Here is a 15,266-nt window from a genome sequence, read left to right on the forward strand (position 1 = left end):
CGGTTTTTCAGGGTATCATCGTGTCACCTCTGTCACCTAAATCCTATCCGGCGGCTTGCTGATGGCGGTCGTCAACCACCGCCCGCTGGGCCTGACCGTCGCGATCGTCACGCTCGTGCTCGATCAGCTCGTCAAATATACCGTCACCTATCCGCTGGCGCTGAAAAGCCGAATGGATGACGGCATTGAGATCCTGCCGATCTTCCGCCTGCGCTGGTTGGAAAATCGCGGTGTGTCGATGGGCTTCTTCCATGCCGATAGCAACATGATGCGCTGGATTCTCGTCGGCATGACGATGCTGATCGCCGGCTTCGTGGGCGTATGGATGTGGCGCGAAAAGGCGCGGCAGGATGTCGCGGCGCTCGGCCTGGTCCTTGGCGGCGCGATCGGCAATATCCTGGACCGCGTGCGCCTCGGCTATGTGGTCGACTATGCCGATCTGCATTTCGGCGAATGGCGGCCTTTCCTGATTTTCAACCTGGCCGATGCGGCCATCACTTTCGGCGTGCTGATCCTGCTTGCGCGGGCGCTTCTGCTGCGCGAGAAGGGCGCAAAGACGGAGTCATTGAACTGATGCGTAAACTGATCCTCGCCGCTGGCCTGATTTCCACCCTGTCCGCCTGCGGTTCCTCGGGCCTGTTCAACCGCGACCGCCCGGACGAGTTTGCCGTTTCGCGTCAGGCTCCGCTGGTGATCCCGCCCGATTTCGCGCTCGTTCCGCCCGCGCCCGGCACGCCCGCTGCCGCCTCGGTCGATTCGAGCAAGGCCGCCATGGAAGCCATGTTCGGCGGGCCTGCCGCCCGCAGCGCTGCTGAAACGGGTACCCTGAACGCCGCCGGACGCGCCAATGCCGCAGCGGGCATCCGCTCCTCGGCTGGCGATCCGGGCACCGAAGTCGTGGACAAGGGCGCGACCACCCGCGACATCATCGCTGCTCCGGAAGGCGACGGGCAGGACGCCCGCGCCTCCACCCCGCAGCAATAAACAGATCAAGGATTTAGGGCTGGTTCTCGATAAAATCCCTGAACCGGCCCAAGGTCCCGTCCCACTGGCTCCCAACCTTGTCGAACCAGTCCCTGGCCTCGACAAAGACTTCCGGCCGCAAGGTAAACAGCACCTCCCGCCCGCTCTTCGTCCGCCGCACCAGTCCCGCGCCGAGCAGAATGTCGAGATGCTTTGCCACGGCCTGACGACTGATCGGCAATCCGTCGCCCAGTTGAACGATCGACCGCTCTCCCCCATCGGAAAGCCGCCCGATCAGCCCCAGCCGCGTCGCATCCCCCAGCGCCGCGAACAGCCGGGCAGGGGAGTCTTCAGCCCTCAACATAATCGCGGATATTCTTCACCTGTTCGGCCCAGCCGCCGTCGTTGGAACGCATGACATTGCTCCGCCGAGGTTCCGGCACCTTGTCGAACCCACTCTCGGTAACCGTCAGCCGGGTCGCGTTCCCCACCGGCTCCAGCACGAATTCCACCAGCGTCCATTCCGGCACCGGCACGCCGCTCTCCATCAGTTCCTTGTCACCCCCGGTCGCAGGCCATTCCAGGGCAAAGCGGGTCATCGGCTCGATCGCTAGGACCCGCGCCTCCCAACGATGCTCCTCATAGCCGGGATAGGTCATATGTCCCGTCGAAGGCTGACCCACCGAAAAGGGCTGATCCAATGCAACCCGGAACCAGGTTCCGAACTTTCGATAATCGGTCAACGCGTCCCAAACCTTCTCGATAGGGGCGGCGATCTCGATGGTCTTGATGATGGAATCGGTCATATCAGCAACCTCCTGGTTGCCAATATGGTCCATCCGGAAATTAATGCAACCTTTTGGTTGCCAGATTAGGCCCGAGCCTCGGTTCCCATTCCCGCACTGTTATGGCGCAACGCCGTCAGCACCGTGTCCACAATCGCCTCCGCATCCAGCCGGGCATCGGCATATTGCTTCTCGGGCTTGTCCTGATCCTGGAAGATGTCGGGCAGGCGCATCGTCCGCAGCTTCAGGCCCGTGTCGATCAGCCCCAGATCGCTCGCCAGCGTCAGCACATGCGCGCCAAGGCCGCCAATGGCGCCTTCCTCGATCGTCACGGCGACTTCATGCGTCGTCAGCAACCTGCGGATCATCGCTTCGTCCAGCGGCTTGGCGAAGCGCAGGTCAGCGACGGTGGTGGAGAGCCCCTTGGCCTCCAGCGCCTCGGCCGCCTTCAGCGCCTCTTCCAGCCGCGTGCCGAGCGACAGGATCGCGACCTGCCGTCCTTCGCGAACGATCCGGCCCTTGCCGATTTCCAGCCGCTCCGGCACTTCGGGCAAGGCTACGCCCACGCCATTGCCGCGCGGATAGCGTACCGCGATTGGTCCATCGTCATGGACGGCGCAGGTATGGACCATATGCACCAGTTCCGCTTCATCGGCGGCGGCCATGACCACGAAATTGGGCAGGCTGGCAAGATAGGTGACATCGAAGCTGCCCGCATGGGTCGACCCGTCCGCACCGACCAGTCCCGCCCGGTCGATCGCGAAACGCACCGGCAGCTTCTGGATCGCCACATCGTGCACGACCTGATCATAGGCGCGTTGCAGGAAGGTCGAATAGATCGCGCAGAAAGGCCGCATCCCCTGCGCGGCCAAGCCTGCGGCGAAGGTTACGGCATGCTGCTCGGCTATGCCGACGTCGAAGCTGCGGTCGGGAAAGGCGAGGGCGAACTTGTCCAGCCCCGTGCCCGAAGGCATTGCTGCCGTAATTGCGCAGACGGTGGGGTCACGCTTCGCTTCTGCGATCAGCGCCTGGGCGAACACGCCGGTATAGCTGGGTGGCCCCGGAGGTGCCTTGGCTTGCGTACCGGTGATGATGTCGAATTTCTGCACGCCATGATATTTGTCCGCCGCCGCTTCGGCCGGGGCATAGCCCTTGCCCTTCTGCGTCACGACATGAACCAGGCACGGTCCCTCGGCTGCGTCGCGCACATTCTCCAGCACCGGGATCAGCTGGTCGAGATTATGCCCGTCGATCGGCCCGACATAGTAGAAGCCCAGTTCCTCGAACAAAGTGCCGCCCATCGCCATTCCACGCGCGAACTCATCGGTCTTGCGCGCTGCATTGTGGAGCGGGCGGGGCAGTCTGCGCACCAGCCGCTTGGCAAGGTCGCGCAGGCCAAGGAATTCCCGGCTCGACACCAGCCGCGCCAGATAGGCGGACAACCCCCCGACTGGCGGGGCGATCGACATGTCATTGTCGTTCAATATGACGATCAGGCGGTTGCCGGCCTCCCGCGCATTGTTCATCGCCTCATAGGCCATGCCCGCCGACATGGAGCCGTCGCCGATGACCGCAATCCCCTTGCCGGGCTTGCCGGTCATCCGGTTCGCAACGGCAAAGCCCAGCGCCGCGCTGATCGAGGTCGAGCTGTGCGCCGCGCCGAAGGGATCGAATTCGCTTTCCGCCCGTTTGGTGAAACCGCTCAGGCCTCCGCCTTGACGCAGAGTCCGGATGCGGTCCCGCCGGCCGGTCAGGATCTTGTGCGGATAGCATTGATGGCCGACATCCCAGACGAGCTTGTCGTCAGGCGTATCGAACACATAATGGATGGCCGCGGTCAGTTCGACCACGCCAAGCCCCGATCCCAGATGGCCGCCCGTCACGCCCACGGCGGAAATCACTTCCTGCCGCAGTTCGTCGGCCAGCTGGCGGAGCTGGCCCGGTTGCAGCTTGCGCAGGTCGGCAGGCCAGACGACCTGGTCGAGCAGAGGGGTGGAGGGGCGATCGTTCATGAAAGACATAGACTCCGAAGCGCGCTAGGCTGTTCCCGTCCGAAGCGCAACGCCTGCTTCACGCCGCGCACTTGGCGCAGGTGCCCAATATCTCGATCACGGGGCGTTCCGGCTGAAAACCCTCCGCCCGGGCCACCGCGCGGACCTTGTCCGTCACCTTGTCGTCGTCGACATGGGTTGCCTGCTTGCAGTTTTTGCACACCAGGAAAATGCAGTCGTGATGACAGCCCGGATGCACATTGGCGATATAGGCGTTGGCGCTTTCCACCCGCATCGCGATATTGTTGCTCACGAACAGGTCCAGTATGCGGTACACGCTGTTGGGCGCCACCCGCTTGCCGCGCGCCCTGGACACCGTATCGGCTATGTCATAGGCCGAGGCAGGCGTTTCCTCCGCCGCCAGCGCGTCGAAAATGGCCGCGCGCATCGGCGTCCATTGTTCCTGCTGCGCTTCCAGCGTGGCGCGCGCGGCATCGGCCAGATTGGCGCCCGATGGTTCATGATGGTCGTGATGAGGGTGGTCGGCCATAAGTTCAATCTAGGCGTGGGCAAGGGTTGGGGCAAGAGCGAGGGCAAGAGCGGCTGTCATGCCCGCCAATAGGTCCAGGCCGCCCAGAGCCAGCCCGCGATCATCAGCACCCCGCCGATCGGTGTCACCGCGCCCAGCCATTTGGGAGCGCCCAGGGCCATGGCATACAGCGTGAAGGCAAAGATCGCCGCGCCGCCCAGCAGCAGGGCGGCAGGCCCCCGGGCCAATCCCATGATGCCGAGTGCCGCGACCGCATGGACCAGCTGGTAAAGCCCACCCGTGCGCAGCCACTCCGCCGCCTGCTGGCTGGTCGCGCCATGCGCGCCGAACGCGCCCGCGCCGATTGCCAGAGCCGCTGACAGAGCCGCCAGAACCGCGATCATGCCTCATCCTCCCCTTCGCCCCGTGTCAGCAGGCGCATGCGTTTGCCGGGGCGGTACATCAGTTCCTTGGCCGCAAGCAAACTGCCATGCTCGATTTGCAGCGCCATGCGTTGCGCATCATTCTGGCGATATTGGCGCTCGACCTCCTCGACCTCCCGCGGCGGCACGCCCAGCGCCTGCATGGCCTGCACGCCCATGCAGATCGCGGATTCGAACAGCTCGCGCACCACGCCTGCCAGATCCATGTCCTTCAATGCCAGCAACTGCCGCCGATCAAAAGCCCGCACCAACAGCGCTGCCTGCGGGAAAGCCTCGGCAATCGGTTCCAGCACCGGCACGTCAAGCGAGGGGTCGTCAATGCAGAAGGCGATCAGTCGCGCTTCCTCCGCTCCCGACCGGCGCAGCAGATCGATCCGCGTGCCGTCACCATAATAAACCTTCATGTCGAAACGGCTGGAAACCTCAATCTGCGAGGGTTTTTTGTCGATCAGCACCACGCCGAAGCCATGGCCCATCAGCATCTGCGCCACCGTCTGGCCGAAACGGCCATAGCCGACGATAATCGCCGTGCCGCGCGGCGCGTCGTCGGGTTTGGGCAGGTCCTGTCCGGCCTTTGGCTTGGCAAATTCCAGCCTGCGCGCGAACAGCATCAGAAAGGGCGTCGTCGCCATGGAGAAGGTGACGATGGCGCTGAACAGGCTGGCCGCCTGAGGCGCGATCAACAGGGCGTTCCGGGCCTGCGCGAACAGGACGAAGCCGAATTCACCGCCTTGGCTCAGCAGCAGCCCGGCGCCGATGGCCTGATTCCACTCCATGCCGAAGAGCCGGGCCAGACCCGTGATCAGCCCTGCCTTGGTCAGCACCAATATCGCCGCCATGCCGATGACGAAGAACGGATTGGCGGCCACGGCATGCAGATCGAGCACCATGCCGACCGCCAGGAAGAACAGGCCGAGCAGGATCGATCGGAAGGGTTCGACATCCGCCTCTATTTCATGCCGATAGGGCGAATCGGCCAGCATCACGCCCGCGACGAAGGCGCCCAGCGCCGTCGAGAGATGCAGCGCGTGCATCAGCGCGGCGGCGGCCAGCACGGTGAACAGTCCCACCGCCACGAACAGTTCCCGCTCGCCCAGCCGTCCGACCAGATGGAGCAGCGGCCGCAGGATGAAGCGCCCCGCCAGCACCAGTCCGGCAATCGCCGCGACAGTATAGCCCGTCATCATCCATCCCGGCGGGCCGGCGGCATCGGCGGGATTGCGGGACAGGGCCGCGACGATGGTAATCAGCGGGACGATCGACAGGTCCTGGAACAGCAGGATCGAAAACACCTTCTCGCCAAAGGGCGAGTTGATGCGGCCGCTGTTCTTGAGGCCGGGCAAGACCTGCGCGGTGGAGGAGAGCGCGAGGGGCAGCCCCAGCGCGATCGCCGCGCCCCAGGTAAAGCCGGTGGTGGTGAAGATGATCGCCGCCAGCGCGCATCCGCACAGCACCACCTGCGCCATGCCGAGCGCGAAAATATCGCGTTTCAGCCGCCACAGCCGCGCCGGATGCAGTTCCAGGCCCACCAGGAACAGCAGCAGCACGATGCCGATCTCGGCAATGGCAAGCTTCGATTCCGCCCCGCCCACCAGGCCCAGCCCCTGCGGCCCGACCAGCGCGCCCGCGACCAGATAGCCCAGCACCGCGCCCAGGCCGAAGCGGCGGAACAGCATGACGAACAGCACCGCCGCGCCGAGCAGGATCACCCCCTCGGTCAGCAGCATATCCGTGGCGGACACCGGAGCCGCAACCTGTACCGGCATCAGGCGGCTGCCATGCGGGCGGCTTCGGCAATCGCTTCGAAAGCCAGCCGGATGGAGGCATGGCGCGCCGGATAGCCCCGCGCGGGCGCCAGCACCGCCAGTCCCGGCCAGAAATCCAGATCGTCGCTCTTCCCGTCCAGATAGGCGGTCAGCCGGTCGCGCGCATCGGCCAGTTCATCGGCGGTCAGGCCGATCGCCCGCGCGGCCATCAAGGCGGCCGAAGCCTGCCCCAGGGCGCAAGCCTTCACATCCAGTCCCATTTCGGCGAGTTTCCCCGCTTCCATCCGCACGTCTGCCGTCACCCGCGATCCACAGGTGGGCGAACGTTTCTCCACGCTCGCCTGCGGGTCGGGCAGCCGCCCGTGATGGGGAATGCTCGCGGCGAGCCGCAATATGTCCTTATTGTAGAGGGGGGCGCTCATCCGCACCCATGTAGGACAGGATGCGTCCATGAGAAAGGGCGCAAGCCCATGTTTTGTTACAGCCGCGCAAGGGTGGCGGCCAGCGCGACGGCCAGTGGCGGGACCGCGATCTCCAGCCCCGTCCGCCAGCGATCGGGGCGGCGGAGGGCTGGCACGTCGCCCAACGCGATCACTGTCGCCACGGACGCCGCCACCATGGTCCAGAGATAATAGCGCAGTTCCGAAGCCACGCTGAACACGCCATAGCCCAGGCCATAGAAAAGCGCCGATCCGGCCAGCATCCAGATGATCCGGGCCGAAGCCAGCCGCCGCGCCGCCAGCATCAGCCCGAAGGCCAGCGCCATCCAGACGCAGGGCCAGCCGAGCGGCGTATCCGCGCTCCTGACGGCCGCGCCGTCTACGAGATCCAGCGCGGCGCTTTCCGTCACGCGGAAATTCCATTCATTGGGCGCGGATACCCGCTGCACCGGCCGTTCGACCTCGTCATGGACGAGGAAGCGGGCATTGATGTTCCAATGCGCCAGCCGATGCTGGGCATAGGCGATCGGATGGCGGATGATCTGCCCGATCCAGAAGGGCGTGGCACTGATGTGCGCGGCGTGAAAGGCCCGGCGCACGTCCTCGAAATTGACCGGGCAGAGCGGATCGACCCACCAGGAAAAGCTGTCCCACTTGACCGGGGTATAGCATCGCCGGACCGCCGCGACCGGTTGGCTGGCGGCCATGGCGGGAAAGACATTCTGCCCGCCATGCTCGGTGATTCCCGCCAGGTCGAAGATCACCAGCGAAAGATTGACGTCGCTCGCTTCCGCGCCCAGCGCCCGATTGGCGATCGGCATGGCCAACAACAGCAGCACGGCCATCAGCGCAGCGCCGATGGCCATTCTCGGACGAGAGGCCGGCATGACCGGCCCCGCCGCCAGCAGCAGGATCGGCACGCCTGCCAGAAAGGCATTGAACCGCAAGGTCGCCGCGAAGCAAACCAGCAGCCCCGCGCCAACCCGCGCGACGCCATTCCGGCTTTCCAGCGACAGCAACACAAGCGCCACCGCCGCCGTCAGCGCGCCTGCCATCAGACAGTCCTTCAGCACCTCGCCCATCAGCGCGACGGACAGGGGCAGCAAGGCGCATGATCCAAGCCCGAAGGCGATGCCCGGCCGTCCCCGCCACAGTGCCCAGAACACCAGCCCCGCCATGCCCGCCGCATAAAGGCCAAGCTGAAGCAGCAGCATCGGCGCCGGGCCCGGCCAGAGCGGCAGGATCAGCCGCCAGATGCCCTCCATCATCGGCGGATGCCAGTCGTCGAAAGCGCCGCTCAATGCCTGATCATATTGCCGCACCGAATCATAGGTGACGAGGCCCGGCCAATAGCTGAGCGACAGACCCATCGCCGCCAGCACCGGCAGGAACGCCAGAGCGTGGAACGGTCGCGCCGCTTTCAACTCGGGGCCTTTCAACTCAGGGCCTTTAATCGCCGGCGGCCGGTTCGGTCGGCACGACCCGCGGCGGCGGCGTGCCCGGCGCAGGCCCTGACGGAGGCGTGGGTGGCGGGCCGGGGGGCTGGTCGATCGGCAGGCGAAGCTGGCCCGATCCGATATTGACGGTCACGCCCTGCGTATCCAGGCCCACGCTCATATTGCCCAGGCCCGCTTCCGTCGCGACATTGGCGATGGCGTTGACAAGGTCGCTGTCCCGCATTTCCTCCGGCGCATCCTCGACCGGCTCGTTGATCGCGCCCGCCATGAAATTGCGCCAGATCCGCGCGGGAACGCCGCCACCCGCCGCGCCGCCGGGCAGGGGGGTATTGTCGTCATTGCCGATCCACACCGCCGTCACCAGCCCGCCCGCATAGCCCACGAAGATCGCGTCGCGGCTGTCCTGCGTCGTGCCCGTCTTGCCGAAGGTGCTGGTCCGCAGCGCCGCCGCGCTCCCCGTGCCGCGATTGGCGGCGGAGGAGAGCAGGTCGCGGATCATTGCCAGCTGGTCGTCGCTGAAATGACGCTGGCGGCTCATCAGCCGGTCGAACCAGCCTTGTTCCTCGGGCGGCAGCCCATGGGCCAGCACCGGATAGGCGCCCGCCGCCACCGCCGCATAGGCTTCGGTCAGTTCCACCAGCGGAATTTCCGACGTGCCAAGGGCAAGGCTGAGGTCTTCGGTCAGCGGCGCGGTGACGCCCAGCTCGCGCGCCACCTTGATCACATTGTCGACGCCCACCTTCTGGGTCAGCCGCACCGCCGCGACATTGCTGGACGCGGCAAAGGCCTGTCGCAGGGTGATCTTGCCGCGATATTTGCCGCCATGATTGGCCGGACGATAGGTGCCGGTGGTGATCGGCGTGTCGTCGATGAAATCGTCCGGCGTCATCCCCGCGCGGAACGCCGCGAGATAGACGAACAGCTTGAAGGTCGATCCCGGCTGGCGTTTCGCCTGCACCGCGCGGTTGAAGGCGCTTTTGCCGTAATCCTTGCCGCCGACCATGGCGACCACGCTGCCGTCGGGTTTCATCGCCACCAGCGCCGCTTCCGCCTTGCCCAGCGGCGCGTGCCGGATCGCGGCCTCGGCCAGCCGCTGGATGCGCCAGTCGAGCGTGGTCGTCACGTTCTGCGCGCCATAGACGGCGCCCGCCCGGTCGCGCGCCTGCGGCAACACCCAGTCGGCGAAGAATGTGCCGCTGGTCGGATCAGGCGTTTCATGGACGTTGAGCCGCGCCGGGGGCAGGGCGTCGCGCTGATGCTTGCTGATATAGCCTGCCTCGACCATCGCCTGCGTCACCAGCGCCGCGCGGTCACGCGCGCCCTTGAGGTTGGTGGTCGGCGCCAGCCGGGACGGGGCCTTCAGCAATCCGGCCAGCATTGCCGCCTGCGGGATGGTCAGCCGTTCCGGCTGGCGGTCGAAATAATGCAGCGAGGCCGCCCGAAGCCCATAGACATTGTCCCCGAAATAGACGTTGGAGAGATAGCGCTCCAAAATCTGGTCCTTGGTCAGCCACGCCTCCAGCCAGAAGGCGATCAGCGCTTCCCGCGCCTTGCGGCCGAAGGTCCGGTCGCTGGAGAGGAAGACGCCCTTGGCGAGCTGTTGCGTGATCGTGCTGCCGCCCTGCGACGACCCGTCCGACCATAGATTATGCCAGGCCGCCCGCGCGATCCCGCGCGGGTCGACGCCCCAATGATCGTAGAAGCGCCGGTCCTCGATCGCCATGAAGGCTTGCGGCACATGCTTTGGCAATTCGGCGATGGTCACCGGCCTGTCGATGATCGCCCCGCGCCGCGCGATAAGGTGGCTGTCCGCCGACATCAGGCTGATGCTGGGCGGCGCGATGGGCTTGAGCGACCGTGACATCGGCGCCGTCACCGCGAGCCAGGCGATGGTGATCATCAGCAGCGCCAGCAGTGCCGCCATGATCCATCCGGCGATCTGAACCCTGCGCCTCCAGCGGCGGGGCGGGGCGAAAGCGCTCGGCGGACCGGCGCCGAAGGGGCGGGGCGGCAGGCTTTCAGGATCGGGAGTCGGCAAGGGGTCGTTCATCGCTTCGGCCATGCTGTGTTATTTGCCTGATACAGTCAAGCCTGTCCCGTCGCGGGACAGCCCCGGGTTAACCAAGAATCCCGGTCGCAAAAATGGTAAAAAATCCGTTAACATCCGACTCATGCGAACCCGTCCTCTTGTCCTGACGACCGAATCTGCCCGCCATCCGTTCCGCCAGCGGCTGCCGCGCCACCTGTTGCGGACGGGCGAACCAAATGGCGGACAGGCCCGCGCGCCGGTTTCCGACGATAATGACTGGAAGCTGTTCATGCTGAGCTTCGGCGCCTTCTTCACGGCTTTCTACAGCTTTATCTTCTGATTGTCGTCGATCAGTCGCAGGCCTTGTGCAGCGTCCACGCGATCCACGCGCAGGGCAGGCACAGCCCGCCGACCAGCAGCAACTGGTTCACCACCGACAGGCCCATGACGCTGAGCCCGATGGCGACCAGCGATCCGGCCACCATGGCGCCCGAATTGACGATATTGTTCGCCGCCACCGTCCGCGCCGCCTCGCACTTCTCCACCGTGGTGGTGAGGAAGGCGTAGAGCGGCACGACGAACATGCCGCCGAAGGTCGCGACGCTCAGCAGGCAGAGCGACAGGGGTATCGCCAGCGGATGGGCCAGGAATCCCGCCAGCGAGAGCAGCCGGCCATCGGCCGCCGGGGTCCAGAGGTCGCACACGACATGAAAGGCGACGATGCTGATCCCCATGCCGATGACGGAAGCGGGGGCATATTTCGCCGATACATGGCCGTTGAGCAGCCGGTTGATCGCGATCGACCCGATGGCGATGCCGACGGAGAAGATGGCGAGGAACAGGCTGGCGACCGGCTTGTCGGCCGTCAGCACATTCTTCACCAGCGGCGGGAACTGGATGAACAGCACCGACCCCACGGCCCAGAAGACGCTGATCGCCATGATCGCGAGATAGAGCCGACGGATATGCATCGTCCCCCGCACCAGCGTGATCGAGGAACGGATGATGTGGAAATCGATCGGTTGCCGCTCCAGCAGCGAAGGCGCGGGCGGCACCTGCCGTCCGGCCAGCCAGCCGATCACCGCGGTCAGGATGATGCCCAGCGCGGCGATCTGCACCGGAATGATGCCGGCCAGGATCGTGCCTGCCAGGATGGCGATATAGGTTCCCGCCTCGACCAGCCCGGTGCCGCCGAGCACTTCCTCGTCATGCAGATGCTGTGGCAGGATCGCATATTTGATCGGCCCGAAGAAGGTCGAGTGCACGCCCATGGCGAACAGCGCGACCAGCAGCAGCGGAATGGCAAGCGCATGGATTGCGATTCCGCTCCAGATCAGGGCCAGCCCGATCGCGCCTATGCCCATGATGACGATTTCGGCGGCCTTGACGATGCGGATGATGATCGCCTTGTCCCGCTGGTCCGCCAATTGCCCGGATAGCGCCGAAAGCAGGAAAAAGGGCAGGATGAACACGCCGGTCGCCAGCGCGCTGAACCAGGTTTCCGATTTTTCATCGTTATAGACGGTATAGACGACGAACAGCACCATCGCGTTCTTGAACAGATTGTCGTTGAAGGCGCCAAGCAGCTGCGTGATGAAAAGCGGCAGAAAACGTCGCTTGTTGAGGAGCCTGAGAGAGGCTTGCATGGGCGAGGGGGTCTTCTTCGCTGTGAATGAGCGAGCGCGGTCTAGCCATAGATGACCGGTCTGTCCAACCCTCCCATGCGCGAAGCATGTGGCGTCCCTCATCTTCCATCACATATGCGCCGGCTTGTGCACCGGCGCCGACTGTGGCAGTCCGCCGCCATGCTGACGCTGCCCAATTTGCTGACGCTTTCGCGCATATTGACCGTGCCGCTGCTGGTTGCCCTGCTCTGGCCGGCGGAAATCGGCGCGCGCTGGACGACCGGCTATATGCTCGCCTTCGCGCTTTACTGCCTGATGGGGATCACCGATTATTTCGACGGCTATCTCGCCCGGGCGCAGGGCGCAGTGTCGAAACTGGGCATTTTCCTCGATCCCATCGCTGACAAGATCATGGTCGGCGCGGTGATCCTGATGCTGTCGGCGACGCGCGACATTTCGGGCATGCATATCGTGGCTGCGATGATCATCCTGCTGCGCGAAATCGCCGTATCGGGTCTGCGTGAATTTCTGGCGGGGCTTCAGGTGTCCGTGCCGGTATCCCGCCTCGCCAAATGGAAGACGACCTTCCAGCTGATCGCGCTCGGCGCGCTGATTCTGGCGGGCGCCGTCCCGCAATTCCCCTTCGTGCAGCTGGTCGGCATCGCCACGCTCTGGGCGGCGGCGATCCTGACCCTGATCACGGGCTGGGACTATCTGCGCGTCGGCATCAAGCATATGGATTGAAGCATGCCGCAACTTAACCTCGTTTATTTCGCCTGGGTCCGCGAAGCCATCGGCCGCGATGAGGAACGGGTCGAGCGGCCTGCGCCCGACGTCACCATCCGCGCCTTCATCGCTCGCCTTGCGGAGCAGGGCGGCGGCTATTGTCAGGCCTTCGCCGAACCCGACAGGCTGCGCGCGGCGCTTGACCAGCGCTTCGTGCCGCTCGACAGCCCCATTGGCGAGGCGCGGGAACTGGCGATCTTCCCGCCGGTGACAGGCGGATGAACCGCGTTTCCATCCAGGCGGCGGATTTCGATCCAGCGGCCGAACTCGCCGCGCTGGAGGCTTGCGGAGGGGGCGGCGTCGCCAGCTTTACCGGCATCGTCCGGGGGGAGGGCGGTCTTGTCGCGCTCGAACTCGAACATTATCCGGCGATGACGACGGCGCAGGTCGAACGCATCGTGCAGGAAGCCGCCGACCGCTGGCCCTTGCTCGGCATCAGGGTGATCCACCGCTTCGGGCGGCTGGAGCCAGGCGAGCGGATCGTCTTCGTCGGCACCGCTTCGCGCCATCGCACGGCTGCGCTGGAGGCTTGCGCCTTCCTCATCGACTGGTTGAAATCGCAGGCGCCCTTCTGGAAGAAGGAGCATTTCGCGGATCGCACCGCCTGGGTTGAAGCCCGCGCCGAGGATGACGCCAGGGCCGAAAGCTGGAAGCGCTGAAATCCTAAGCCGCCGCGCTGGCGTCGGGCAAGTCCGCCGCATCGCACAGCAGCTCCGCCAACAGCCGGAATTCCTTGTCGCGCGGGCTGTTCTTGCGCCACACCAGCGCGATGTCGCGATGCGCCCGCTCCGACCGCAGCGGCCGGGCCGTGATCTGCGTATGGTCCAGAAGTCCGTTGGCAATCGCCATTTCAGGCATGATCGTCATGCCCAGCCCATTGTCCACCATCTGCACCAGCGTGTGCAGGGACGTGCCCATCATCATCGCGCTCGCCCGGATTTCCGGCCGGTTGCAGGCGGCGAGCGCATGGTCCTTCAGGCAATGCCCGTCCTCCAGCAGCAGCAGGCGGCTTTCATCGATCATCTCGGGCGCGATCCATTCCGGCGGGTCGCGCGGGTCGTCGCGCGGGAAGGCGACATAGAGCCGGTCCTGGAACAATATTTCGCTGTCCAGCTCTCCGGTCGGAAAGGGCAGGGCCAGCAGCACGCAATCCACATTGCCGTGGCGCAGCGATTCAATGGCCGCCTGCGTCGTTTCCTCGCGCAGATAGAGTTTCAGTTCCGGCCTCTCGCCGCGCAGCCTGGGTAGCAGGCGGGGCAACAGGAAAGGCGCGATGGTCGGAATGACGCTCATGCGCAGTTCGCCGGTCAGTGGCTTGCCCGAAGCCTCGGCAATGGCGGCCAACTCTTCGGCCTCCCGCAGCACCCGGTGCGCCTTTTCGACGATGCGGTCGCCCAGCGCCGTGAAGCGCACGACCCGCCGCGTCCGTTCGACCAGCGTGATGCCGATCAGCGATTCCAGTTCGCGAATGCCCGCGGACAGGGTGGATTGGGTGACGAAACAGCTGTCCGCCGCTTTGCCGAAATGCCCATGCTCTTTCAGCGCCACAAGATATTGCAGTTGCTTGAGCGTGGGCATGTAATTTGACATTGATCGCCTTCCTCGATTGGAAAGGCTTATATAAGTGTCTTAGCCGATATATCCAAGCCATTTGGCGACGCCGAACAGCGACGTCAGCGTCAGGATCGTGCCGACGGCGATGAACAGGGTGCGCGGCGCCACATGCCGGGCCAGCATCGCGCCGAAGGGGGCCGCGATCACGCCGCCGATCAGCAGCCCAATCGTGTAGGTGGTGAAGGTTTCCCACCCCAGATGCAGCAGGAAGGTGATGCTGATCGACAGGGTCAGGATGAATTCGACGCTGTTGACCGTGCCGATGGTATGGCGCGGGCTCGATCCCTGGATCAGCAGGTTGGATGTCACCACCGGCCCCCAGCCGCCGCCGCCGGTCGCATCCATGAAGCCGCCGACCAGGCCCAGCGGCCCGACCCATTTGGGATTGCGCGCCTGTGGCGGGAAATGCAAACCGCGCCAGATCAGATAGACGCCGATCGCGGTCAGATAGATTTGCACGAAGGGCTTGATCAACGCGCCGTCGACATGGGAAAGCAGATAAGCGCCCGAAACCCCGCCGATCACGCCCGGAATGATGAGGCGGGCGAACAGCCGCCAGTCGACATTGCGATGCGCGATATGGCTGATCGCGGAGACGCCCGTGGTGAAGGTTTCCGCCGCATGGACGCTGGCCGACGCCTTGCTGGGCGGCAGGCCGAGCGCCAGCAGCAGGGTGCTGGAAATGACCCCATAGGCCATGCCCAGCGCGCCATCGATCATCTGGGCCCCGAAACCCACGAGAATGAAGGGCAGAATTTCGCCGAAATGGGCGATAAAGTTGTCGATCATTCACTGGTCCCTGTTATGATTGTCTACCGCCTTGATTGGTATATCACGG

18 protein-coding genes are annotated in these 15,266 nt (G+C 65.0%); 6 read left to right on the forward strand and 12 right to left on the reverse strand.

The genetic code is table 11. From position 1 onward, the window contains the following. Positions 1–61 precede the first annotated feature (61 nt). Together lspA and RUH75_RS05775 are read left to right on the forward strand one after the other, a co-directional pair. Positions 62–574: a signal peptidase II gene (lspA, locus tag RUH75_RS05770; RefSeq protein WP_313803082.1), complete on the forward strand. Its 513-nt coding sequence runs from the start codon at positions 62–64 to the stop codon at positions 572–574. Further along, positions 574–984 (forward strand): DUF3035 domain-containing protein, encoded by a 411-nt coding sequence (locus RUH75_RS05775; protein WP_313803084.1) that lies wholly within the window; start codon positions 574–576, stop codon positions 982–984. Before lspA ends, RUH75_RS05775 begins: the two co-directional genes overlap by 1 nt. Positions 985–997: 13 nt before the next feature. On the opposite strand, the gene RUH75_RS05780 is transcribed toward RUH75_RS05775, so the two are convergent. The 9 genes from RUH75_RS05780 to RUH75_RS05820 all read right to left on the reverse strand — a co-directional run bounded on the left by RUH75_RS05780 (position 998) and on the right by RUH75_RS05820 (position 10,436). After that, positions 998–1,327 (reverse strand): metalloregulator ArsR/SmtB family transcription factor, encoded by a 330-nt coding sequence (locus RUH75_RS05780; protein WP_313803086.1) that lies wholly within the window; start codon positions 1,325–1,327, stop codon positions 998–1,000. After that, on the reverse strand, positions 1,314–1,769 hold the full coding sequence (locus tag RUH75_RS05785; RefSeq protein WP_313803088.1) for an SRPBCC family protein: 456 nt from the start codon (positions 1,767–1,769) through the stop codon (positions 1,314–1,316). The genes RUH75_RS05780 and RUH75_RS05785 overlap by 14 nt, the downstream gene beginning before the upstream one ends. Before the next feature lie 65 nt (positions 1,770–1,834). Then, complete coding sequence (gene dxs / locus RUH75_RS05790) at positions 1,835–3,769, reverse strand: 1-deoxy-D-xylulose-5-phosphate synthase (protein WP_313803090.1); 1,935 nt, start codon at positions 3,767–3,769, stop codon at positions 1,835–1,837. 49 nt (positions 3,770–3,818) lie between these two features. Then, positions 3,819–4,289, reverse strand: a complete 471-nt coding sequence (locus RUH75_RS05795) for a Fur family transcriptional regulator (RefSeq protein WP_313803092.1) — start codon at positions 4,287–4,289, stop codon at positions 3,819–3,821. 56 nt (positions 4,290–4,345) lie between these two features. Further along, positions 4,346–4,672, reverse strand: a complete 327-nt coding sequence (locus RUH75_RS05800; RefSeq protein ID WP_313803093.1) for a DUF423 domain-containing protein — start codon at positions 4,670–4,672, stop codon at positions 4,346–4,348. After that, positions 4,669–6,477 (reverse strand): monovalent cation:proton antiporter-2 (CPA2) family protein, encoded by a 1,809-nt coding sequence (locus RUH75_RS05805; protein ID WP_313803094.1) that lies wholly within the window; start codon positions 6,475–6,477, stop codon positions 4,669–4,671. Before RUH75_RS05805 ends, RUH75_RS05800 begins: the two co-directional genes overlap by 4 nt. After that, a complete protein-coding gene (locus RUH75_RS05810; protein WP_313803096.1) occupies positions 6,477–6,899 on the reverse strand; it encodes an iron-sulfur cluster assembly scaffold protein in 423 nt (140 codons plus the stop codon). The genes RUH75_RS05805 and RUH75_RS05810 overlap by 1 nt, the downstream gene beginning before the upstream one ends. Before the next feature lie 56 nt (positions 6,900–6,955). Continuing rightward, positions 6,956–8,356 carry a hypothetical protein gene (locus RUH75_RS05815; RefSeq protein WP_313803098.1) on the reverse strand — a complete coding sequence of 467 codons (1,401 nt, stop codon included), beginning with the start codon at positions 8,354–8,356 and terminating at the stop codon, positions 6,956–6,958. Between the two features lie 10 nt (positions 8,357–8,366). After that, positions 8,367–10,436, reverse strand: coding sequence for a PBP1A family penicillin-binding protein (locus RUH75_RS05820; RefSeq protein WP_313803100.1), 2,070 nt, complete (start codon positions 10,434–10,436; stop codon positions 8,367–8,369). 109 nt (positions 10,437–10,545) lie between these two features. On the opposite strand from RUH75_RS05820, the gene RUH75_RS05825 reads away from it, so the two are divergent. Continuing rightward, positions 10,546–10,743, forward strand: a complete 198-nt coding sequence (locus RUH75_RS05825) for a hypothetical protein (protein ID WP_313803102.1) — start codon at positions 10,546–10,548, stop codon at positions 10,741–10,743. A 10-nt stretch (positions 10,744–10,753) separates the two neighbouring features. Here RUH75_RS05825 and RUH75_RS05830 read toward each other — a convergent pair whose 3' ends face one another. Beyond that, a complete protein-coding gene (locus RUH75_RS05830; protein ID WP_313803104.1) occupies positions 10,754–12,049 on the reverse strand; it encodes an MFS transporter in 1,296 nt (431 codons plus the stop codon). Between the two features lie 159 nt (positions 12,050–12,208). Here RUH75_RS05830 and pgsA point away from each other — a divergent pair, with 159 nt between their 5' ends. The 3 genes from pgsA to RUH75_RS05845 are packed head-to-tail and all read left to right on the forward strand — an operon-like array spanning position 12,209 to position 13,473. After that, on the forward strand, positions 12,209–12,772 hold the full coding sequence (gene pgsA / locus RUH75_RS05835) for a CDP-diacylglycerol--glycerol-3-phosphate 3-phosphatidyltransferase (protein WP_313803145.1): 564 nt from the start codon (positions 12,209–12,211) through the stop codon (positions 12,770–12,772). Positions 12,773–12,775: 3 nt separating this feature from the next. Then, complete coding sequence (locus RUH75_RS05840; RefSeq protein ID WP_313803106.1) at positions 12,776–13,036, forward strand: MoaD/ThiS family protein; 261 nt, start codon at positions 12,776–12,778, stop codon at positions 13,034–13,036. Continuing rightward, entirely contained in the window at positions 13,033–13,473 is a 441-nt protein-coding gene (locus tag RUH75_RS05845; RefSeq protein WP_313803108.1) for a molybdenum cofactor biosynthesis protein MoaE, read from the forward strand. The genes RUH75_RS05840 and RUH75_RS05845 overlap by 4 nt, the downstream gene beginning before the upstream one ends. A gap of 4 nt (positions 13,474–13,477) precedes the next feature. Here the strand turns inward: RUH75_RS05845 and RUH75_RS05850 are convergent, their stop codons facing one another. Both RUH75_RS05850 and RUH75_RS05855 read right to left on the reverse strand, forming a co-directional pair. After that, positions 13,478–14,404: a hydrogen peroxide-inducible genes activator gene (locus RUH75_RS05850; protein WP_313803110.1), complete on the reverse strand. Its 927-nt coding sequence runs from the start codon at positions 14,402–14,404 to the stop codon at positions 13,478–13,480. A gap of 39 nt (positions 14,405–14,443) precedes the next feature. Next, on the reverse strand, positions 14,444–15,217 hold the full coding sequence (locus tag RUH75_RS05855) for a sulfite exporter TauE/SafE family protein (RefSeq protein WP_313803112.1): 774 nt from the start codon (positions 15,215–15,217) through the stop codon (positions 14,444–14,446). Between the last annotated feature and the right edge of the window lie 49 nt (positions 15,218–15,266).

Source organism: Sphingobium sp. (assembly GCF_032153725.1).
GTDB lineage: Bacteria > Pseudomonadota > Alphaproteobacteria > Sphingomonadales > Sphingomonadaceae > Sphingobium.